This is a genomic window from Massilia sp. YIM B02443, from assembly GCF_030411955.1.
Classification (GTDB): domain Bacteria; phylum Pseudomonadota; class Gammaproteobacteria; order Burkholderiales; family Burkholderiaceae_D; genus Telluria.
On the sequence record NZ_JASNRA010000008.1, the window covers coordinates 195,941 to 216,280 of the forward strand.

The window sequence follows — 20,340 nt, forward strand, 5'->3', positions numbered from 1 at the left end:
AATTATTCACCAATGCGATCATAACCTATCCCGTAGTTTTGACGGCATTGATATAAATCAAATGAAAATAGAAGCGCATGACAAAGAAATTCAAGACATTTTCTCCCTTGGATACTTTCAAATCCCTCGTTTCCAACGCCCGTATTCTTGGGAGCGTGATGAGGTAGAAAATTTTTGGAATGATGTTGTAAATGAAGCTACGGAAAACTACTTCATTGGATCTATGGTTGTCTATCAGTCCAGAAAACCATATTTTGGTATAGTTGATGGTCAGCAGCGACTTACCACAATAACATTAATGTTAGCGGCGGTACGCAATGCATTTAATGCACTGGGTGAGGCGAATCTGGCCAAAGGGGTGCATAAATATATCGAAAAGCCTAATATTGAAAATTCAGAAGAATTTGTGATTCATGCGGAGACATCGTTCCCTTATCTACAGGATCACATCCAAAGCTTTCACGGATTAGATATTGACTGCGAAGTCGGCGTTGAAGAACAGAATTTGAAGCTGGCTTTTGAATTGATAACTAACAAGCTGGTCAGCTTTATTCCGCTATCACTCGATAATAGCCAGTCTAATCTTTTCTCTGATCTGAATCCAGAAGCCATTGAAAAATTAAAGGTTTTGCGCGATAAAATTCTGTCGCTTAAGCTGGTATTTATTCAGCTTGATAATGAAGAGGATGCGTATTTGATATTTGAAACATTAAACGCTCGGGGGCGAGATTTAAAAACCTCTGATCTCGTTAAGAATTTGTTGCTTAAAAAGATGAAATCTGCAAATAGCAGATTGGATTCTCCCAAGGAATCTTGGAATAGCCTAGTGAAAAAATTCGACGATACTAATGATTCAGATATTTTGGATGCTTTTTTACTGCATTATTGGATTTCCGAGCATGCCTATACAACGGATAAAAAATTATTCTCTGAGATATCACAGTATGTATCCACTGAAGATGGTAACGCAGCAATTTTGTTAAAGAAGTTGGTTCAAGTAGCGACGATCTATTGCAAGTTATTACATCCGAGTCGAGCCAAATGGAGTAAGGAAGAACACGAAATAAAAGAATCATTGATTGCTTTAAATACTTTCAAGGTGAAGCAACAATACTCAATGATTCTTGCATTACTCCGAAGCTACGAAGATGGCAGACTTTCGCTCAAAAATCTTAAGAATTCTCTAAGAAAAATCGAATTCTTTCATTTTGTATTCAATGCCATAACTTCTCAAAGATCGTCTGGAACTATTGCAACAACATACTCTAATTTTGCTATAAAGTTGACGAAAGCATCTTCTGAAGCAGAAATTCAATCAACGTTAAATAGTTTATTCGAATCTCTTAAAAGAAAAATTCCAGGGTTTGAAGAATTCGAAGTTAAGTTTGTTGCACTGAATTATTTATCCAATTTAACCAAAAATAAACCAGTTGTTAAATATGCATTATCGAAACAACTTGGGGAAAATGCCAACGGATTAAATATTCAACATGAGAGCCTTACTATTGAACATTTATTGCCTGAGACGAAGATTCGGCAAGGGGTAAGTGAGGAGTTGGTTGGAAATATTGGGAATCTTATATTAACCGACAGCCGAACAAACGCAGAGAATTTAGCGTCAAAAGATCCGGTTGAAAAAATAAATTTTTTGCGTGAAATAAATTATCCACTGGGAGCCGCACTCCTAAATTCAGACAAATGGGATCAGCAGGAAATTAAGGGAAGAGCAAAGGGTATGGCAAAAGCTCTTTATTATTCGGTAAGGCTATAGCTTTTCTAAAGAGATAAATTTTCTTTATTTCAGGCCATGATCGCCAATTCTATAGTTTTTACTGTTGAGATGGCTAACCCGACATCTTATGGGCAATGCCGGGCAGTGCCGAAAAGCGGACACGAACTGGACAATAGGTTTAATTACTGCGCGTCCAATTTTCGACACTGATCCGGCGACTTTCAATAACGTGCTGGATCGCCCGCACACTGCTTTAAAGTTCGACCAAAGTCCGACCGTTGCTCGCTGCCGAGAACTCGGCCACCGCCATGCCTGACGCCTGCCGCTCTGGCTGAAAGTGCGCTTGGCCAATAACCGGATCGCCAAGCCCGCCATCGAACCGATAATCGACCGCATCGAGGAGTTCCCATTTTCCCTCGCCCTCCAGGTGCAGCACATGGGTATGGTGTCGCAGCACCGCCGGCCGGTGCGCGATGCTGATCAGCGTCGTCCCGCTCGCACGCAGGCAGGTGTACAACGCGGCTTCATTGGCACTGTCGAGCGCACTGGTAGCTTCGTCGAGGATGACGATGTCCGGCGCATGCACCAGCACGCGCCCAAAGGCCAGTCGCTGCTGTTCGCCGACCGATAGCTGCTTGTCCCAGTCACGCACGGCATCCAGACCACCAACGCGCTCGGCCAGACGCGGCAGGTGTACCTGTTCCAGAATGGCCAGCAACTGCGCGTCGCTGAGCGGCGACTGGGCGCTCGGATAGATCAGCTGGCTGCGCAGCGTGCCCGACTGCAGATAAGGTTGCTGCGGCAGGAAGAAGAACTGTTCCATCTGCGGATGATGGATCGTACCGCTGCCCGTCTGCCACAGTCCCGCAATCGCACGCAGCAGCGAGCTCTTGCCACAACCGCTGTCGCCGGTAATAAGCAGCGCATCGCCCGGCTTGAGCGTCAGGCTCAGTTCCTTGATGAGTACGCGGTCGGATTGCGGCGGATGCAGGGTCAGCGATTGCAGCATCAGGTGCTTGCCCAGCTGCCGTTGGATGCGCGGGTGCTTGTCTTCGCCAGGGACGGCAGGCGCGGCATCGCCCAGTACCAGCCGTGACAAGGCTTGCAGGCGGTCGATGCCGGCGATGAAGCGGCTGAGGCTTTCGAAGTTGTCGACGATGACGCCGACGGCGCCGAGCACGGCGGTGAAAGCGCCGGCCGCCTGGATCGCGCGTCCGACTTCGAGTTCGCCCGACAGCACGCCGCCGGCCAGGATCACGCCGGGCAGCACCAGGGTGAGCTGACTGAAGGTGCGCTGGAACAGGTTCAGGTTGCGCTGCTTCTTGATCAGCTTTGCAAAGTTGTGGATCGCTTTGTCGAGCTTGTGATGGATGCGTGCCCGTTCCTGTTCTTCGCCGCGGTAGAACGCGATTGATTCAGCGTTTTCGCGCATGCGAATCAGGCTGAAACGGAAATCGGCTTCGCGCCGCAGCTGCCAGAAGTTCAGGTGGATCAGCGGATTGCCGAAGACATAGAGGGCAATCGCGGTGCCGATGGTCGCATACAGTGCGAGCACACCAACCAGCACGTGCGAGATCGACCACAGCACGGCGCTGAACGCTACCAGTTGCATGATCGAGCCGATGAAAATCAACAGGAAGTGGATCGACCTGCCGGTGAAGGTGTTAATGTCTTCGCTGATGCGCTGGTCGGGATTGTCGATGTCTTTGTCGGCATCGAGTTCGTAGTATTTGCGGCCGTTCAGGTAGCCCGTGAGGAAGCGCCTGGTGAGCCAGCGCCGCCATCCGTTGGCGAAGACGTCGCGCATGTAATAGTAGAACGCGTAGACCGGTACCGCGAATGCCAGCGTGAGCAGGCAGAATTTCACGGCGCTCCAGAAGCGGTCGCCGTTCTTGGCGGCCAGCGCCGAGGTCATTTCGCCGGCCTGTTCGTTCAGCATGACTGCCAGCTTGGTCTCGACCAGCATCAGGATTATCAGGAGTATCAGCAGGCTCCAGGCTTTTTTCTTTTCTTCGCCTTGCCAGTAGGGTTTGGCCAGGCCGGCGAATTGCTTCCAGGCGGTGACCGACAGCAGGGGGCTGCGGCGTTTCTTTTTTGGCGCCGCCGGGTCCAGGGGAGGTACGGGGTCAGGCGTGGTGGCGGTGGGCGCGGTCATATTCTGCAAGCTGCGGTGAATCACAGTTGCAGAGTGCGCCTTATCGTAAAGACGTTCGGTGCGGAAACATACATAGCCGTCGGGTGGGGCCGAGGCATTTGCGGGTCAAGCGTTAGTGGAAGAATTGGATACGTGGGCGGTGCGCGAGGAACTTAGGTTCCCGCCTTCGCGGGAACGACGGTGCTAAGGTAGCAGGTGAATGGTGACGCTTACACTAATCCGAGTTTGTCCATGCCGCTCGAGAAGTCGCGGTCTTTCGCATGTTTGCTATTGAGCTTGATGTTCAGTCGGAGGTCGTTCACCGAATCGGCATTACGTAGTGCGTCTTCGTAAGTGATGCGATCAGCCTCATACAAATCGAACAGCGCCTGATCGAACGTCTGCATCCCCAGCTCGCGCGACTTCTTCATGATCTCCTTGATCTCATGGACTTCGCCTTTGAAGATCAGGTCCGAGATCAGCGGAGAATTGAGCAGGATTTCGATCGCCACAACGCGTCCCTTGGCTTCCTTCTTCGGAATCAGGCGCTGCGAGATCAGGCCTTTCAGGTTCAGCGATAAGTCCATCAGCAATTGCTGGCGCCGTTCTTCAGGGAAGAAGTTGATGATGCGGTCCAGCGCCTGATTCGCGCTGTTGGCGTGCAGCGTGGCCAGGCACAGGTGGCCGGTCTCGGCAAATGCAATCGCATGCTCCATCGTCTCGCGATCACGAATCTCGCCGATCTGGATCACATCCGGCGCCTGGCGCAACGAATTCTTCAGGGCCGCTTCAAAGCTGTCGGTATCGACGCCCACTTCGCGCTGCGTGATCACGCAATTGCGATGCGGGTGCACGAATTCCACCGGGTCTTCCACCGTGATGATGTGGCCGTAACTGTTCTCGTTGCGATACCCGACCATTGCCGCCAGCGTGGTCGACTTGCCCGAGCCCGTGGCGCCGACCATGATCACCAGCCCGCGCTTGGTCATCACCACGTCCTTCAGCACGTCCGGCAGCGCCAGGTCTTCGAACTTGGGAATGGCGGTGGTAATCACACGCAGCACCATGCCCACGCAGCCCATCTGCATGAAGGCCGACACACGGAAACGTCCCAGGTCGCCCGGCGTGATCGCGAAGTTCGCTTCGCGCGTGAGTTCAAAACCGGCCGACTGCTTGTCGTTCATGATGGCGCGCGCCAGGTCGGCCGTGTGGCCGGGCGTCAGGGCCTGGTTCGACACCGGCGTCATGCGCCCGTCGATCTTGATCGCCGGCGGGAAGCCCGCCGTGATGAACAGGTCCGAACCGCCCTTGCTCACCATCAGGCGCAGCAGGTCGAACATGAACTTGGATGCCTGGTCGCGTTCCATCGTGCGCCTCTATTGAAAAGTTAGCCGAGGAAGTTTTCCGGGATCTTGGCCGCGGCGCGCGCGGCGCCGGTCGAGATCACGTTGCGGCGCACCAGGTCGGTCAGGTTCTGGTCGAGCGTCTGCATGCCGACGTTGCTGCCAGTCTGGATCGCCGAATACATCTGCGCGATCTTGGCTTCGCGGATCAGGTTGCGGATCGCCGGCGTGCCGATCATGATCTCGTGCGCGGCCACGCGGCCCGAGCCGTCCTTGGTCTTGAGCAGGGTCTGCGAGATCACCGCCTGCAGCGATTCGGACAGCATCGCCCGCACCATCTCCTTTTCTTCGGCCGGGAACACGTCGACGATACGGTCGATGGTCTTGGCGGCCGACGAGGTGTGCAGGGTGCCGAACACCAGGTGGCCGGTCTCGGCCGCCGACAGCGCCAGGCGGATGGTTTCCAGGTCACGCAATTCGCCGACCAGGATCGCGTCCGGGTCTTCGCGCAGCGCCGAGCGCAGCGCGTTGTTGAACGACAGCGTGTGCGGGCCGACTTCGCGCTGGTTGATCAGGCACTTCTTGGAGTCGTGCACGAATTCGATCGGGTCCTCGATGGTGAGGATATGGCCGTACTCGTTTTCGTTGAGGTGATTCACCATCGCCGCCAGCGTGGTCGATTTTCCGGAACCGGTGGGGCCGGTCACCAGCACCAGGCCGCGCGGTTTCAGGGCCAGGTCGGCGAAGATCTTGGGCGCATTCAGTTCTTCCAGCGACAGGATCTTGGATGGAATCGTGCGCAGCACGGCCGAGGCGCCGCGCTCCTGGTTGAAGGCGTTGACGCGGAAGCGCGCCAGGCCGGGGATGGCGAATGAGAAGTCGCACTCGAGCACTTCTTCGTACTGCTTGCGCTGGCCGTCGTTCATGATGTCATAGATCATGCCGTGCACGTCCTTGTGCTCGAGCGGCGGCAGGTTGATGCGGCGCACGTCGCCATGCACGCGGATCATCGGCGGCAGGCCGGCCGACAGGTGCAGGTCCGAGGCCTTGTTCTTCACGGAGAACGCGAGTAATTCCGAAATGTCCATTTATAATCCCTGTGCCGCAAATGCCGCTTGGCGCCGTCTCGGCTCGTCTAAAAAATATTTCCCACAGAAAATCATTATGTCCATAATCGCCGCCAACTTGCAAGCTGTCGAAGCGACAATCGAGGCCGCCGTGCAGGCTGCCGGACGGCAGCGTTCAGACGTGCAATTGCTGGCTGTTTCGAAGACCTTCCCAGCGGAAGCGGTGCTCGAAGCGATGGCAGCCGGACAAGGTGCGTTCGGCGAAAACTATCTGCAGGAAGCGCTGGAAAAAATCGCACACGTCGCGCGCGCGCAACCGGATGCGAAGGTCGAGTGGCATTTCATCGGCCCGATCCAGAGCAACAAGACGCGCCCGATCGCGTCCAGCTTTGACTGGGTGCACACGGTCGAGCGGCTCAAGATCGCGCAGCGCCTGTCCGAACAGCGTCCGCCGGAACTAGGGCCGCTGAATATCTGTTTGCAGGTAAACATCAGTGGCGAAGCGAGCAAGAGCGGCGCCAGCGAAGCCGAGCTGCCCGAGCTGGCACGCGCGGTGGCGCAGCTGCCGAACCTGCGCCTGCGCGGGCTGATGGCGATCCCCGAGCGCGCCACCGACGGCGAGCAGCAGCGCGCCGCCTTTGCGCGCCTGCGCAAATTGAGCGACGCATTGCGCGCCGATGGCCTGGCGCTCGACACCCTGTCGATGGGCATGTCGGGCGACATGGATGCGGCGATCGCCGAAGGCGCGACCATCGTGCGCATCGGCAGCGCCATCTTCGGCGCACGCCATTACGACTAACGCATATCGAAAGAAGCACATGAAAATTGCCTTCATCGGCGGCGGCAACATGGCCAGCGCCCTGATCGCGGGACTGGTCAAGCAGGCAGGCACCGCCATCCACGTGGTCGATCCGAAAGAGGAATCGCTGGAACGCCTGGCGCAGCAGTATGGCGCCAGCACGTCCACGGCGATCGACGCCGGTGTCGAGGACAGCGACGTGGTGGTGCTGGCCGTGAAGCCGCAGCAGATGCGGGAGGTGGCGGCGGCGCTGGCGCCGCACCTCAAAGGCCAGCTGGTGCTGTCGATCGCGGCCGGCATTCGCAGCAGCGACCTGGCGCGCTGGCTGGGCGGCTACGACGCCATCGTGCGCACCATGCCGAACACGCCGGCGCTGATCGGCATGGGCGTGACCGGGATGGCGGCGCAGGCTGGCGTGAGCGCAGCCCAGCGCGACGCGGCCGACGCCGTGATGCGCGCGGTCGGCAAGACCGTATGGCTCGATGACGAGGCCCAGATCGATGCGGTCACCGGCGTGTCGGGCAGCGGTCCGGCCTATGTGTTCTTCTTCCTGGAAGCGATGCAGCAGGCGGCGCGCGAGATGGGCCTGAATGCCGAGCAGGGCAGGGAGCTGGCGCTGGCCACCTTCACCGGCGCGGCGCAGCTGGCGGCGCAATCGGACGAAACGGTCGAGGTGCTGCGCCAGCGCGTGACCTCGAAGGGCGGCACTACGCATGCGGCGATCACCAGCATGGAGGCGGCGGGCGTGAAGGAAGCGATCGTCGCGGCGATGCAGGCGGCCGCGGCGCGTGGTCAGGAGCTGGGTGAAGAGCTGGGCAAGGATTGATGGTGCTGTTTGCGCTATCGGCTGCGCGTGCAAACTTGGATTCCCGCCTCCGCGGGAATGACGTGCTCACGTTGCGGACTACACGTGCTGACGTTGCGAACCATACGTGCTCACTTCGCGGACTATACGTGCTCACGTTGCGGACCACGATAGAAACGATGGGCCACGTTCTTTAGCACGTCATTCCCGCGGAGGCGGGAATCCAAGTTCAGCCGGCATACCGCTACCGTACCCAGGCGGCTAAAAGCCCGAGCTCAGTGCACCTCGAACTTGCGCCACCCCAGCACCGGCAGCACCTGCTGCGCCAGCTTATAGGCCGACACCCCGGCCGTCACCGCACCGACCACCCACTTCGGCTTGGTCACCAGGAAGCCCAGCCCCAGGCCGACGCCGGCCAGCACCCAGCCCTTGTTGCGCGCCACAACGCCGGTGGCGCCGCTCATCTCGGACGGCGCCTTCAGTTGCGCCACTTCGTGGCCCATCTGCAGGCGCTGCTCGGCGCATTCGGCCTGCAGCAGCTTGCGCCGCGCGGCCAGTTGTTCAGACTTGGTCATGCGCTTCTCCCTTGATGGCGGCGACGTCCTTGCGTAGTTCGGCCAGCGTATTGGCCAGCAGCGGCGGACGGCTGTTGAGACCGGCGCGCACGCGGCCGATGGCGACCAGGCTGCCGATCGCGAACAGGGCGATCATGATGCCGATCGACAGCAGGCGATGGGTATCCCAGAACGCCGCCAGCACGAACAGGATGGCCAGCAGCACCGCGACCACGCCGAAAAAGGCGCCCACCACGGCCCAGGCCAGGTAGCCGAACAGGCGATGGGTATCTTCCTGCAGCTCGATGGCCGCCAGTTCGAGCCGCGTGCGCACCATGGCGAGCAGGTTGGCTCCGATGCGGCCGATGGTCGCGGTGATGGTCATGGCGATTGCCCTTTATTTACGGGCGATCAGCATGCCGATCACGATGCCGATCGCGGCGCCCAGGCCGACCGACTTCCATGGGTTCTCGGCCACGTATTCGTCGGTGGCCTTGGCGGTCGCCTTGGCGCGCTCGACCACGGTCTCTTCGATGTCGACCAGGCTGGTCTTGGCGCTGGACAGGGTCTGCTCGAACTTGGCCTTGGCCGCCTTCAGTTCGTCGCCGGTCAGCTGGCCGCCGTTGCGCAGCCAGGCTTCGGCGTCGCTGATCACGGTTTTCAGGTCGTTGACCAGTTGGTCGCGGGTGCCGGTCTGGGTCGGGATCTTTTGAATCATGCTAAGGCCTCTTGGTAGTTATCGTTGAAACCGGGCATGCGTAAACATGCCCGGACTGAATGGTATTTAAGACAATATTAACTCAATGCATAATCTAGTGCGACACCAATGAAAATCGCGGCGCCCAGCCAGTTGTTGTGGCGGAACGCCTTGAAGCAGGCCATGCGCTCGCGGTCGCGGATCAGGAAGTAGTGGTACAGCGCCATCCCGGCCGCCACCGCGATGCCCGCCACGAACCACCAGCGCAGTCCCAGCAGCCAGCCGCACACGAGGTCGATCGCCAGCGCCGCGCCGTAGCACAGCATCACGGCGGCGACGTCGAAGCGGCCAAAGGTGATGGCCGAGGTGCGGATGCCGATTTTTAGATCGTCGTCGCGGTCGACCATCGCGTATTCGGTGTCGTAGGCCACGGCCCAGAACACATTGGCCACCAGCAGCCACCAGGCCACCGCCGGCACCCCGTTCTGCACCGCGGCGAAGGCCATCGGAATGCCGAAGCCGAAGGCGATGCCCAGATACGCCTGCGGGATCGCGAAGAAGCGCTTGAAGTAGGGATAGGTGCCGGCCACCACCACCGCCACTACCGACAGCTGCTTGGTCAGGGTATTCAAAGGCAGGATCAGCAGGAACGACACCAGCGCCAGTACCGCCGCCACCATCACCGCTTCCCAGCCGCGGATCTTGCCGCTGGTGAGCGGGCGGTCGACGGTGCGCTTGACGTGGCGGTCGATGTCGCGGTCGGCGTAGTCGTTGATCGCGCACCCTGCCGAGCGCATCAAGGCCGTTCCGAGCACGAAGATCAGCAGCACGTGCCAGTCGGGCACGCCTTCGGATGCCATCCACAGGGCCCACAGGGTCGGCCACAGCAACAGGAGAATCCCGATCGGCTTGTCGGCCCGGATCAGGCGGAAATACAGCGCCAGCTTGTTCATGGAAAGTCGCGTCTTGTGTTGCAAGAACTGTTGAGCAGAAGACAGCGATTCTACTCCCTTGATCGCGCCATGCCGTCCAGGCGTGCGCTGCACCAGCCGATGCACATTGCATGACACGGCCATGGTTTCGCGGCATCTTGTATGCATGAATGTTGCCATTTTGTTGTCACAAGAACGACATCTTTGTTTGTTTTAATGCATCGGTCCATGCCGGGGGTGGTATGGGCCGGGCGGGCCGATGCGTGGCGCCGACCAATCACACGACAGGCCGGACCACCGGCGACACCAACGATTGGAGTAGCTCACATGAACAACAACGACATCTCGTCCTCGCGACGCAACCTGCTCAAGGGCATCGCGGGCGCCGGCGCGCTGCCGTTCGTCGGCGCCTTCGCCGCGATGCAGGCCCAGCAGGCCATGGCCGCCAACGGCGCCACCACGCTGATCGCCAGCCCCTATGGTCCGATCGCCCCGGTCAACGACCTGACCACCGGCTTGCCGCTGCTGCAACTGCCGCCGGGCTTCAGCTATAAAACTTTCGGCTGGCGCGGCGACCTGATGGCCAACGGCCAGCCGTGCCCTGGCGGCCATGACGGCATGGGTGTCGTCCAGACCCGCAAGGTCGGCCGCAGCACCGAACTGGTGTTGGTGCGCAATCATGAGATCAGCGGTGGTTCGGCTGGCAATTTCATCAACGCACCGGGCGTCTACGACGGTGGCACCGTCGGCAACGGCTCCAGCAACCGCTCCTGCGGCGGCACCACCAACCTGGTGTTCCGCGACAACGACTGGGTCAGCATGACCCCGAGCCTGGGCGGCACCCAGCAGAACTGCGCCGGCGGCATCACCCCGTGGGGCACCTGGCTCACCTGCGAAGAGATCGGCTCGGACAGCGTCAGCGCCGCCGGCAAGAAGCACGGCTACGTGTTCGAAGTCGCGGCCGACCCGCTGCAGACCAGCGGCCAGCCGATCGTCGGCATGGGCCGCTTCGCGCACGAGGCCGCCGCGGTCGACCCGACCGACAGCACCGTCTACATGACCGAGGATTCGTCGGGCAAGTCGGGCTTCTACCGCTATGTGCCGGACGTCAAGCGCGGCGCCGCCGGCTCGCTGATCATGGGTGGCGTGCTGGAAATGGCCAAGGTCAAGGGCGTGAACAACGTCAACCTGGCCACCGCCTCGGTCAACGATACCTATGAACTGGAATGGGTGCGCATCGCCAATCCCGACGCCAATCGCGGCAACGCCACCGGCCTCAACGGCCAGGCGATCAGCAACGCCGCCGGCCCGTTCCTGCAGGGCTGGACCCAGGGCGCGCTGCGCATGAATCGCGGCGAAGGCATCTGGTACACCCAGGGCAAGATGTACGTGATGGACACCTCGGGCGGCCTGGTGAGCCGCGGCGCGATCTGGGAACTGGACCTGGCGCGCCAGACCATGAAGTGCATCTACTCGAGCCCAAGCCCGCTGGTCGGCAATATGGGCGACAACCTGACGGTCAGCCCGCGCAACGCGATCCTGATCTGCGAAGACGCGTCCAGCGCCATCACCGACCAGTTCGGCTATGGCCAGCGCCTGATGGGCATCACCTCGGCCGGCGACGCCTACATCTTCGCCAAGAACAACGTCAACCTGACGGCCGCCCAGCTGCAGGGCGCGGGCAAGCTGGCCTCGCTCGCCGGCGACGGCCGCGGCAACGAATTCGCCGGCGCCTGTTTCGACCCGCTTGGGCGCCAGCTGTTCGTCAACATCCAGACCCCGGGCATCACCTTCGCCATCTCGGGTCCGTGGGGCAAAGGCCCGCTGTAAGCAGCCACCAATCACACACAGGGGAACTCACATGCAATTCACCAAACTCATCGCCGCGGCTGCAGTGGCCTGCGCATTTTCGACCTCGGCCAATGCCGCGCTGCTGGTCAGCAGCACCGGCGTGCCGGCCAACACCGTGGCCGACTACAGCGAGGCCGGCCTGGTCTCGTTCGACCTCGAGCTGATGGACTTCAGCGGCGCGCGCCTGAACTTCGTGCTGGAAGAAGCCGACCTGGCCGGCCCGCTGAGCATGAACGCGATCATCAAGAACATGACCCTGCTGTCGCTGCCGAAGTTCAACTTCGGCCTGCAGGGCATCAGCTTCGCTTCAAACGGCAGCGTGACCGCCGGCTTCGGCACCATCGGCTCGGTGAACCACACCGCCAGCAACGCCGAAATCAAGTTCAGCCACGGTGAGACCACCGACTTCTACTTCGGCAATCCGCTCGGCAACCTCGGCCAGTTCGACTGGGTGCTGGACACCACCGGCATGCAGGCCGGCGACAGCTTCTCGATCGTGGCGCAGGTGCCGGAACCGGCCAGCCTGGCGCTGGTGCTGCCGCTGCTGGCGGGACTGGCTGCGGCGCGTCGTCGCCAGCGTGGCTGATCGCGGCATCGAGGTCATCGGAAGCCGGCGCGAGCCGGCTTTTTTCATTCGTCGTCGCCCAGTTCGCGCGAGCAGAACACGTCGCCGTGCTCTTCGGTGAGCTGCTTGACGTCAAGCGTTTTGGCGAGGTCGAAGCGGTGCAGGGTGGCGCCGTAAAAACTCCTGTTCAGCGCGATCAGCGCGCCGCCATCCTTGGTAAAGCCCATGACGGGACGCTCGCCTGGTGCTGGAACGGCGCGCACGGTACGCTGGCTGCGCGTGCTGACGATGCCTATCGTTCCCGGCGCGCTGCCTGGAACGGCGAGCCAGGCGCCATTCGGGCTTACGGCGAATTCGATGACATCCGTATCCATGCAGGTCCGGAAGCTGTCAGTGCGCTTGAAATCGCGCGTGTCGAAGCTGTACAAACCACCCCGGCCCGAAACGAACAGCCTGCTGCCGTCCGCCGACAGGGCCAGCAGGTGAGGCCAGACCTCGCCCAGTTCGATGACCCTTTTGAGCTCGTTCGGCCGTTCGGTGTCCAGTGTCGCGATGGCATTATCGGCCACGTCGGCAAGATACAGCACGCCCTTGCCCTTGACGGCGCCAATGGGGCGGCCGAATGCAGCGTCGATTTCCTTGCCGATCGGCTTAGTGAATAGCAATTGCTGCCGCGCGATGTCGACCACCGACACCGAGTTGTCGGGACCGTTCACCACGAACGCGTACTGCTCGTTGTCGCTCAGGAAGACATCGCGCGGATAACGCCCGACCTTGACCGACCACAGCACCTTGCCGCTTTCCAGGTCCAGTCTGGACAAGGAGTCGGGAACCAGCGAGCTGACCATGGCCCATTTGCCGTCTTTCGACGGCGCGATGCCGGCCGCGCCGATGCCGCGGCAGAGGTTGTTCGAACAGCCGGACTCCTTGTCAGGCGTCACTGCAAGACCTTTCCATTGCTTCAGTATTTCCAGGCTGGCCAGGCTGATCCTGGCGACGCTGTTGGTCTCCGCATTGCCGACGTAGAGCAGGTCGGCATCGGGCAGGAAGGTTTCGGAGACGGTACCGTCCGGCAGTGCGGCACGTGCGCCGGACGCCAGCTGCACAGACACCGGCGCCGGAATCGACGCCCGCTCCTGCTCGAAGGCCTGCTCGGCCTGCCGTTTCCTGGCAGCCCGTTCTTCGCGCCGCTCGTGCTCGACATCGGCCTTGTGGAATGCGGCGGCGACCTGCTCCAGCCCCTCCGGCACCGCCTTCAACGCCAGCCCGCCCAGCGCCAGCAGCATCACCCCGAACACCGCGGCCGATTGCACCACCGGATTGAAGCGTGGCGCGCCATCGCGCGAGCCCATCAGCCCGGCGCCGATCAGGATGCCCGACAGCGCGCCGCCCACGTGCGCCGCATTGTCGGTGCCGCTGATCAGGAACCCCATGCCGATGTTCAGCAGCACCACCTGCAGGATCACGTTGCGGTCGACGTGGGACTGGTCGCCGGCGCGCATCGCGTGCACCAGCAGGGCGCCGGCCGCGCCGAGCAGGGCGCCGGAAGCGCCGATGCTGACCACCATATTGGGCGCCGCCACGAAGCCGAGCGCCATCTGCAGCGGCGAACTTTCCACGTTCACCGCCTCGCGCGCATTCCACCAGGCGCTGGCCAGGCCGCCGAACAGGCCGGTGACCAGGTAGATGCCGAGGAAGCGCAGCCGGCCCCAGGCTGCTTCGGACACGCGTCCGATCTGGAACAGCAGGAACATGTTCAGCGCCAGGTGCAGGGCGCCGCCATGCAGGAACATCGCATACAGCAGACGCTGCCATTCGCCGGTCAGCGTATAGGCGCCCAGGTTGCCGCCCCAAGTCGTCAGGTCGTGCGGGGTGGGATGGATCGGGTCGACGCCGCGGTACACCATGAGCAGGGCGACGCCGACATTGATGAGGATGAGCCAGAGAGTAGGGGATTTGATCACGTGAAGTCCCGGAAGGTTGCCATTGGTTTTTTTCTGATGATCATTGTATGGTGATTGTTGCAATCCTGGCGCTACCAGGAATCACCATGAACGGTGCATGAAGAAAGCTGCAGCGCCGCGCTCGGGCAGGCGCAACCGTGCGGGTGCCTGCGCCATCCAATGCTAGACTTGGCCATCAGACATGAGCTTGGCTCAAGGTGCGAACGACTGCGTCGCACCAACTGTTTGCACTACCTGTCGCTTCATGCGTCGCTTCATTTTTTTCATGCCCGCGCCTGGCCTTCGGCCGCGCCGGCGTCCGCGACCTGCACCTAATCAGCGTAAGCCTTCGCGCTTCCTGCAAGTCAAAGGAGTCATTTTGAGCAAAAACCTTTCTATCAGACTGCTGATCCTGTTCCTGATCACCCTGGCCATGCCGCTCGCCCCGGTGCTGGCGCAGGATGCGGCCGAACCGGCGGCGCCGGCGGTCCAGCCCGATCCGCTGGGCCGCGAAACGCCGCGCTCGGCCGTGTCGGGCCTGATCGAAGCGCTGGCGCGCAAGGACTTCGACCGCGCCGCCGAGTACTTCGACGTGCCGGCCGGGCGCCAGCGCCTGGCCCCCGCCGACCAGGCGCGCGCCTTCCAGACCCTGCTCGACAACGGCGGTTCGCTCGACCCATTCGCCGGTCTGTCGAACGAGGCCGCCGGCAAGATCGACGACGAATTGCCGCTCGATAGCGAGAACGTGGGCCAGATCAAGGTGCAGGACCAGAAACTGCCGATCCTGTTGCGCCGCACGCAGGAGGGCGACCACCAGATCTGGCGCGTTTCGCGCGAGACCATGACCGAGGTGCTGGCCGAGTCCAGGCGCAATCCGGCCGTGCCCGAGGCAACCCAGCAGAACGAGGTCGCGGTGGCCGGCGCGCCGCTCAAGGATTGGGCGCTGTTGATCGGACTGGCGGTGATGACCTTCGGCGGCCTGTGGATGCTGTCGGCGCTGGTGGTGGCGGCGATGCGCAAGATGGTGCCCGATCCGGCGGCCAGCGGCGCCTACCGCTTCTGCGAGGCGGCCTTGCCGCCGCTGAGCCTGCTGATCGCGGTGTTCGTGTTCTATAACTGGGCCGAAACGCTGCCGGTCTCGATCGTGGCGCGCCAGACGCTGCTGCGCTACACCGGCATCGTGTCGGTGATCGCGGTGGTGTGGTTCGGCCTGCGGCTGGTGGACGCGGTGGCCGAGCTGGCGATCGCGCGCATGCAGGCCAGCGGACGGCGCCAGATCGTATCCGTGATCACGCTGCTGCGGCGCGGCGCCAAGATTTTGCTGCTGGTGTTCTCCGGCATCGCCATCTTGGACACCTTCGGCATCGACGTCACCACGGGGATCGCGGCGCTGGGGATCGGTGGTATCGCGCTGGCGCTGGGCGCCCAGAAGACGGTGGAAAACCTGGTCGGCAGCGTCACCGTGATCGCCGACCGGCCGCTGCAGGTGGGCGACTTCATCAAGGTCGGCGACGTGGTCGGCACGGTGGAAGACGTCGGCATCCGCTCGACCCGCATCCGCACCGGCGAACGCACCGTGGTGACGATCCCGAACGGCGACCTGTCGGCGCGCCAGATCGAGAACTTCGCCAAGCGCGACCGCTTTTTGTTCAACCCGGTCATCGCCATCGCGCCCGACACGCCGTCGGACAAGCTGCGCGAAGCGATCACCATCGTGCAGGGCGTGATCGCAGGCGAAAAGAACATGGCCGAAGGCGGCCGCGCCCGGCTGGGCAGCATCAACGACCGCGCCTTCAACATCGAGGTGTTTTCGTACATCGACGTCAAGGAATTCGATACCCAGGTCATCATCCGAGAGAACCTGTACCTGACCATCTACGAGCGGCTGGAAGCGGCGGGCGTGCGCCTGGCGTTCCAGACCAGGACGGTGCTGTTCTCGGACGACCAGCTGGAGGTGATCGGCAAGCGCGCGGGCAGCGACGCCAGCAATGAGGCCGAGGAAGAGGAAGAAGCGCCGCCGCAGGAAACCAGCCTGATCAAGCGCGCATAAGCAGGAAAGCCCCGCCGCGTTCAAATGCGGCGGGCCAGTAAGGACAGCGGCTCAGGCGGCCGCCTCCAGCGCCACCATCTCGACGCCGGCCAGGTTGCATTCGCCCACCGCGCGGATCACGGCGTCGATCGCCGCGCGCCGGGTAAAGCTCTTGCGCCAGGCAATCACCACGCGGCGCGACGGCGCCGGCGGCAGGAACGGCACGTAGGTCAGCAAGCCGTTCGGATCCTTCAGGTCGGCCACCGAGGCGCGCGGCAGCACGGTCAGGCCGATGCCGCTGGCTACCATGTGGCGGATGGTTTCCAGCGACGAACCCTCGAAGGTGCGCTGCATGCCGTTGCCGGCTGACGGCGCCGAGAAGCGCGCCATTTCCGGACACACTTCCAGCACCTGGTCGCGGAAGCAGTGGCCGGCGCCCAGCAGCAGCATGGTTTCGGTCTTCAGGTCTTCGGCCGAGATTTCCTTGCGGCCCGCCCATGGGTGGTTCTTCGGCATCGCCACGATGAACGGCTCGTCGTACAGCGGCTGCACCGACATGCCGTGGTCCGGCAGCGGCAGCGCCATGATGGCGGCGTCGAGCTCGCCCTGGCGCAGCAGTTCCAGCAATTTATGCGTGTAGTTCTCTTGCAGCACCAGCGGCATCTGCGGCACGGTGTCGATCAGGTTTTTTACCAGCGGCGGCAGCAGGTAAGGGCCGATGGTGTAGATCACGCCCAGGCGCAGCGGTCCGGCCAGCGGATCCTTGTTCTGCTTGGCCAGTTCCTTGATGGCGGCGGTCTGTTCCAGCACCCGTTCGGCCTGGGCCACGATCTGGGCGCCCAGCGGCGTCACCGATACTTCGGAACCGCCACGCTCGAACAGCGTCACGCCCAGTTCGTCTTCCAGCTTCTTGATGGCGACGGACAGGGTAGGTTGGGCCACGAAGCAGGCCTCGGCCGCGTGGCCGAAGTGCTTGGCGCGGGCCACGGCGACGATGTATTTCAGCTCGGTCAGTGTCATAGTTGTCTGTCTCTGGTTGGCGCGCGTACAAGTCGCGCCCTGGCGGGGCGTCGCATCCGCCATGAAATAATATTTTAACGAATGATAGTCGATATAATTGCCGGGCAGTGCTGGACGCCTGCATCTTTTCAGAAAGGCCCCGCATGTCCTCGACGTTCGGCCCGGCGGAAGCCCAGGCCTATATCCACAAGCTGCTCACCGTGATGCACCACCAGGGCGGCTCCGATCTGTTCATTTCGGCGGACTTTCCGCCCAGTATGAAACACCAGGGAAGCATGAAGCCGCTCAGCGGGCAGCGCTTGAGCGGCGAGGTCACGCGCGCGCTGGCGCTGTCGGTGATGAACGAGCGCCAGCGCGCCGAGTTCGAGGCCGAGATGGAGTCGAACTTCGCCATTTCTCTGCCCGGCGTGTGCCGCTTCCGCGTCAACGTGTTCGTGCAGCAGCAGAGCGTGGGCATGGTGGTGCGTACCATTGCCTCCGAAATCCCGAACTTCGAAAAGCTCGACCTGCCCGAGGTGCTGAAGGACGTGGTGATGACCAAGCGCGGCCTGGTGCTGGTGGTGGGCGGCACCGGTTCCGGCAAATCGACCACGCTGGCGGCGATGATCGACTACCGCAACAGCCACTCGGCCGGCCACATCATCACGGTGGAAGACCCGGTCGAGTACGTGCACAAGAACAAGAATTGCCTGATCACGCACCGCGAGGTTGGCGTCGACACGCTGTCGTGGCACAACGCGCTGAAGAACACGCTGCGCCAGGCGCCGGACGTGATCCTGATCGGCGAGATCCGCGATACCGAGACCATGGAGCACGCGATCGCGTTTGCCGAGACCGGCCACCTGTGCCTTGGCACGCTGCACGCGAATAACGCCAACCAGACCATGGACCGCATCATCAATTTCTTCCCGGAAGAGCGGCGCAATCAGCTGTTGATGGATTTGTCGTCGAACCTGCGCGCGATCGTCTCGCAGCGCCTGGTGCGCACCGAGGATGGAAAAGGACGCAAGGCGGCGATCGAGATCCTGCTGAATACCCCGACCATCGGCGAGATGATCCTGAAAGGGAACTTCCAGAACATTAAGGAGATCATGCACAAGTCGCGCGAACTGGGCATGTGCACCTTCGACCAGGCCTTGTTCGAGCTGTACAACAAGGGCTTGATCGGCTACGACGAAGCGATCCGCAACGCCGATTCGGCCAACGGCCTGCGCCTGCAGATCAAGCTCTCGGGCGAGCGCAAGGAGCCGGGGCAGGGTGGCGCCGCGCGGCCGGCAGAATTGTCGATGGCGATCGAAGAAGAACCGGACGCCGAGCCGCCGAAACACTGACATTTGCTTTTACATTCTTATGCCTCAATTCGAAAACAAGATCTGCACCCGCGCCGAACTGGCTGCGCGCATCGCCCAACTGCCCAAGCCGACCGTGCTGACCAACGGCGTGTTCGACATCCTGCACCGTGGCCACGTCACTTACCTGGCCCAGGCGCGCGAGCTGGGCGCTTCCTTGATCGTGGCGGTGAACACCGACGCTTCGGTCAAGCGCCTGGGCAAGGGCGACGACCGTCCGCACAATACGATGGCCGACCGCATGGCGGTGCTGGCGGCGCTGGAGTCGGTGAGTCTGGTGGTGGAGTTCGACGAGGACACGGCGCTCGAGGTGGTGCAGGAAGGGCGGCCCGACATCTACGCCAAGGGCGGCGACTACACGATGGACCAGATCCCGGAAGGCAAGGCGGTGCTGGCGTATGGCGGGCGGGCGGTGGCGATCGACTTCGAGCATGATCGGTCGACCACCAAGCTGGTGGCGAAGATTCGCGGCTAACGGGAACACCGAGCATGCACCGCACCAGCCCGCGCAACTGCCGCACCCGCCGTGCGCTCCCCATCCTGCTGGCCTGCCTGTCGGCGCTGGCGCTGCTGTCATCGGCCAGTATCGATGCCGTGGCACAGGCAGCCGCCGCCGATACGCGCTATGAACGCGTCGTCCCCAGTCCGGATGGCATCGGCAAGCGCTACATGGGCCGCGAGATCGCTGGCGTGATGGGATGGGAGGGCGCGCAATGGCTCGAGCGCGAAAGCCGTGCACGCGAGGAGCGGCCGGAATTGCTGTTGCGCGAACTGGCGCTGGCGCCGGGCATGACGGTGGCCGACATCGGCGCCGGCAGCGGCTACTACACCTGGCAGCTGGCGAAACAGGTCGGGCCGGGCGGACGTGTGTATGCAGTCGACGTGCAGCCGGAAATGATCCGCATGCTCGACAGCCAGATGGCAAAGCGCGGCGTGCGCAACGTGGTCTCGGTACTGGGCAGCGAGACCACTGTCAAACTGCCGCCGGCCAGCGTTGATCTGGCCATCATGGTCGATGTCTATCACGAGCTTGCCTATCCCGCGGAAGTCCTCGACAGCATCGTCGGCGCCCTCAAGCCGGGCGGGCGCGTCGTTTTTGTCGAGTATCGCGCCGAGGACCCGGCAGTCGCGATCAAAGCGCTGCACAAGATGAGCGAGAAGCAGATACGGCGTGAAGCCACGGCGCATGGCCTGAAGTGGGAGCGCAGTATCAAGTCGCTGCCGATCCAGCATGTGGTCGTGTTTCGGAAGCCTTGAGCGGATTTGCTTGCCGTTGCTGCCGATGAGTAGCGGCCTACAGGCTGGGTCCATGCAGCACCACTGTCTCGATAGTCAGCGATCGACACAAAGCAAACGTTCGGAAGCAGACTCGTCATGCACGATCGTCGTTTGGCGGTCCCAGCAGGGCTTTCAGCGCTCCATACGCCAAACCCACGAAGATCGTGATGAGCAGCGTAAAACCTGAACACTGAACGCCCAGCGGTAATCCCCCCACAAAAAGAGCGCGATCAGAAGTAGAA

General features: G+C 61.5%; 18 protein-coding genes. 9 read left to right on the top strand and 9 right to left on the bottom strand.

Annotation, left to right across the window (positions count from 1 at the left end):
* Positions 1 to 61: 61 nt before the first annotated feature.
* Positions 62 to 1,771, top strand: a complete 1,710-nt coding sequence (locus QPK27_RS11090) for a DUF262 domain-containing protein (RefSeq protein WP_290418292.1) — start codon at positions 62 to 64, stop codon at positions 1,769 to 1,771.
* A 214-nt stretch (positions 1,772 to 1,985) separates the two neighbouring features.
* Here the strand turns inward: QPK27_RS11090 and QPK27_RS11095 are convergent, their stop codons facing one another.
* The 3 genes from QPK27_RS11095 to QPK27_RS11105 all read right to left on the bottom strand — a co-directional run bounded on the left by QPK27_RS11095 (position 1,986) and on the right by QPK27_RS11105 (position 6,297).
* Entirely contained in the window at positions 1,986 to 3,887 is a 1,902-nt protein-coding gene (locus tag QPK27_RS11095; RefSeq protein ID WP_290418293.1) for an ABC transporter ATP-binding protein/permease, read from the bottom strand.
* Between the two features lie 209 nt (positions 3,888 to 4,096).
* A complete protein-coding gene (locus QPK27_RS11100) occupies positions 4,097 to 5,233 on the bottom strand; it encodes a PilT/PilU family type 4a pilus ATPase (protein WP_290418294.1) in 1,137 nt (378 codons plus the stop codon).
* Positions 5,234 to 5,253: 20 nt separating this feature from the next.
* Positions 5,254 to 6,297: a type IV pilus twitching motility protein PilT gene (locus QPK27_RS11105; protein ID WP_290418295.1), complete on the bottom strand. Its 1,044-nt coding sequence runs from the start codon at positions 6,295 to 6,297 to the stop codon at positions 5,254 to 5,256.
* A gap of 76 nt (positions 6,298 to 6,373) precedes the next feature.
* Between QPK27_RS11105 and QPK27_RS11110 the strand changes: the two genes are divergently transcribed.
* A complete protein-coding gene (locus tag QPK27_RS11110) occupies positions 6,374 to 7,075 on the top strand; it encodes a YggS family pyridoxal phosphate-dependent enzyme (protein ID WP_290418296.1) in 702 nt (233 codons plus the stop codon).
* 19 nt (positions 7,076 to 7,094) lie between these two features.
* Complete coding sequence (proC, locus tag QPK27_RS11115; protein WP_290418297.1) at positions 7,095 to 7,901, top strand: pyrroline-5-carboxylate reductase; 807 nt, start codon at positions 7,095 to 7,097, stop codon at positions 7,899 to 7,901.
* 254 nt (positions 7,902 to 8,155) lie between these two features.
* Here proC and QPK27_RS11120 read toward each other — a convergent pair whose 3' ends face one another.
* The 4 genes from QPK27_RS11120 to ubiA all read right to left on the bottom strand — a co-directional run bounded on the left by QPK27_RS11120 (position 8,156) and on the right by ubiA (position 10,084).
* Positions 8,156 to 8,455, bottom strand: a complete 300-nt coding sequence (locus tag QPK27_RS11120) for a hypothetical protein (protein WP_290418298.1) — start codon at positions 8,453 to 8,455, stop codon at positions 8,156 to 8,158.
* Positions 8,442 to 8,819 carry a phage holin family protein gene (locus tag QPK27_RS11125; protein ID WP_290418299.1) on the bottom strand — a complete coding sequence of 126 codons (378 nt, stop codon included), beginning with the start codon at positions 8,817 to 8,819 and terminating at the stop codon, positions 8,442 to 8,444. Before QPK27_RS11125 ends, QPK27_RS11120 begins: the two co-directional genes overlap by 14 nt.
* 12 nt (positions 8,820 to 8,831) lie before the next feature.
* The gene (locus QPK27_RS11130; RefSeq protein WP_290418300.1) at positions 8,832 to 9,152 is read right to left on the bottom strand and encodes a YqjD family protein; all 321 of its coding nucleotides are present in this window, start codon (positions 9,150 to 9,152) and stop codon (positions 8,832 to 8,834) included.
* Positions 9,153 to 9,229: 77 nt separating this feature from the next.
* Positions 9,230 to 10,084: a 4-hydroxybenzoate octaprenyltransferase gene (ubiA, locus tag QPK27_RS11135; protein WP_290418301.1), complete on the bottom strand. Its 855-nt coding sequence runs from the start codon at positions 10,082 to 10,084 to the stop codon at positions 9,230 to 9,232.
* Positions 10,085 to 10,390: 306 nt separating this feature from the next.
* On the opposite strand from ubiA, the gene QPK27_RS11140 reads away from it, so the two are divergent.
* Both QPK27_RS11140 and QPK27_RS11145 read left to right on the top strand, forming a co-directional pair.
* Positions 10,391 to 11,893, top strand: a complete 1,503-nt coding sequence (locus QPK27_RS11140) for a PhoX family phosphatase (RefSeq protein WP_290418302.1) — start codon at positions 10,391 to 10,393, stop codon at positions 11,891 to 11,893.
* A gap of 31 nt (positions 11,894 to 11,924) precedes the next feature.
* A complete protein-coding gene (locus tag QPK27_RS11145; RefSeq protein WP_290418303.1) occupies positions 11,925 to 12,500 on the top strand; it encodes a PEP-CTERM sorting domain-containing protein in 576 nt (191 codons plus the stop codon).
* A gap of 44 nt (positions 12,501 to 12,544) precedes the next feature.
* Here QPK27_RS11145 and QPK27_RS11150 read toward each other — a convergent pair whose 3' ends face one another.
* Positions 12,545 to 14,443, bottom strand: a complete 1,899-nt coding sequence (locus tag QPK27_RS11150; RefSeq protein ID WP_290418304.1) for a rhomboid family intramembrane serine protease — start codon at positions 14,441 to 14,443, stop codon at positions 12,545 to 12,547.
* A gap of 358 nt (positions 14,444 to 14,801) precedes the next feature.
* On the opposite strand from QPK27_RS11150, the gene QPK27_RS11155 reads away from it, so the two are divergent.
* A complete protein-coding gene (locus tag QPK27_RS11155; protein WP_290418305.1) occupies positions 14,802 to 16,472 on the top strand; it encodes a mechanosensitive ion channel family protein in 1,671 nt (556 codons plus the stop codon).
* 51 nt (positions 16,473 to 16,523) lie between these two features.
* On the opposite strand, the gene QPK27_RS11160 is transcribed toward QPK27_RS11155, so the two are convergent.
* Positions 16,524 to 17,471, bottom strand: coding sequence for a hydrogen peroxide-inducible genes activator (locus QPK27_RS11160; RefSeq protein WP_290418306.1), 948 nt, complete (start codon positions 17,469 to 17,471; stop codon positions 16,524 to 16,526).
* 143 nt (positions 17,472 to 17,614) lie between these two features.
* Here QPK27_RS11160 and QPK27_RS11165 point away from each other — a divergent pair, with 143 nt between their 5' ends.
* Genes QPK27_RS11165 through QPK27_RS11175 form a run of 3 tightly spaced genes read left to right on the top strand, consistent with a single transcriptional unit; the run spans position 17,615 to position 20,077 of the window.
* Positions 17,615 to 18,802 carry a PilT/PilU family type 4a pilus ATPase gene (locus tag QPK27_RS11165; RefSeq protein ID WP_290418307.1) on the top strand — a complete coding sequence of 396 codons (1,188 nt, stop codon included), beginning with the start codon at positions 17,615 to 17,617 and terminating at the stop codon, positions 18,800 to 18,802.
* 19 nt (positions 18,803 to 18,821) lie between these two features.
* Positions 18,822 to 19,295 (top strand): D-glycero-beta-D-manno-heptose 1-phosphate adenylyltransferase, encoded by a 474-nt coding sequence (gene rfaE2, locus QPK27_RS11170; RefSeq protein WP_290418308.1) that lies wholly within the window; start codon positions 18,822 to 18,824, stop codon positions 19,293 to 19,295.
* 14 nt (positions 19,296 to 19,309) lie between these two features.
* Positions 19,310 to 20,077, top strand: a complete 768-nt coding sequence (locus QPK27_RS11175) for a class I SAM-dependent methyltransferase (RefSeq protein ID WP_290418309.1) — start codon at positions 19,310 to 19,312, stop codon at positions 20,075 to 20,077.
* Positions 20,078 to 20,340: the final 263 nt, after the last annotated feature.

Coding starts and splice junctions, on each gene's coding strand:
- QPK27_RS11090 (WP_290418292.1), top strand. CDS start 62: ATGAAAATAGAAGCGCATGACAAAGAAATTCAAGACATTTTCTCCCTT.
- QPK27_RS11095 (WP_290418293.1), bottom strand. CDS start 3,887: ATGACCGCGCCCACCGCCACCACGCCTGACCCCGTACCTCCCCTGGAC.
- QPK27_RS11100 (WP_290418294.1), bottom strand. CDS start 5,233: ATGGAACGCGACCAGGCATCCAAGTTCATGTTCGACCTGCTGCGCCTG.
- QPK27_RS11105 (WP_290418295.1), bottom strand. CDS start 6,297: ATGGACATTTCGGAATTACTCGCGTTCTCCGTGAAGAACAAGGCCTCG.
- QPK27_RS11110 (WP_290418296.1), top strand. CDS start 6,374: ATGTCCATAATCGCCGCCAACTTGCAAGCTGTCGAAGCGACAATCGAG.
- proC (WP_290418297.1), top strand. CDS start 7,095: ATGAAAATTGCCTTCATCGGCGGCGGCAACATGGCCAGCGCCCTGATC.
- QPK27_RS11120 (WP_290418298.1), bottom strand. CDS start 8,455: ATGACCAAGTCTGAACAACTGGCCGCGCGGCGCAAGCTGCTGCAGGCC.
- QPK27_RS11125 (WP_290418299.1), bottom strand. CDS start 8,819: ATGACCATCACCGCGACCATCGGCCGCATCGGAGCCAACCTGCTCGCC.
- QPK27_RS11130 (WP_290418300.1), bottom strand. CDS start 9,152: ATGATTCAAAAGATCCCGACCCAGACCGGCACCCGCGACCAACTGGTC.
- ubiA (WP_290418301.1), bottom strand. CDS start 10,084: ATGAACAAGCTGGCGCTGTATTTCCGCCTGATCCGGGCCGACAAGCCG.
- QPK27_RS11140 (WP_290418302.1), top strand. CDS start 10,391: ATGAACAACAACGACATCTCGTCCTCGCGACGCAACCTGCTCAAGGGC.
- QPK27_RS11145 (WP_290418303.1), top strand. CDS start 11,925: ATGCAATTCACCAAACTCATCGCCGCGGCTGCAGTGGCCTGCGCATTT.
- QPK27_RS11160 (WP_290418306.1), bottom strand. CDS start 17,471: ATGACACTGACCGAGCTGAAATACATCGTCGCCGTGGCCCGCGCCAAG.
- QPK27_RS11165 (WP_290418307.1), top strand. CDS start 17,615: ATGTCCTCGACGTTCGGCCCGGCGGAAGCCCAGGCCTATATCCACAAG.
- rfaE2 (WP_290418308.1), top strand. CDS start 18,822: ATGCCTCAATTCGAAAACAAGATCTGCACCCGCGCCGAACTGGCTGCG.
- QPK27_RS11175 (WP_290418309.1), top strand. CDS start 19,310: ATGCACCGCACCAGCCCGCGCAACTGCCGCACCCGCCGTGCGCTCCCC.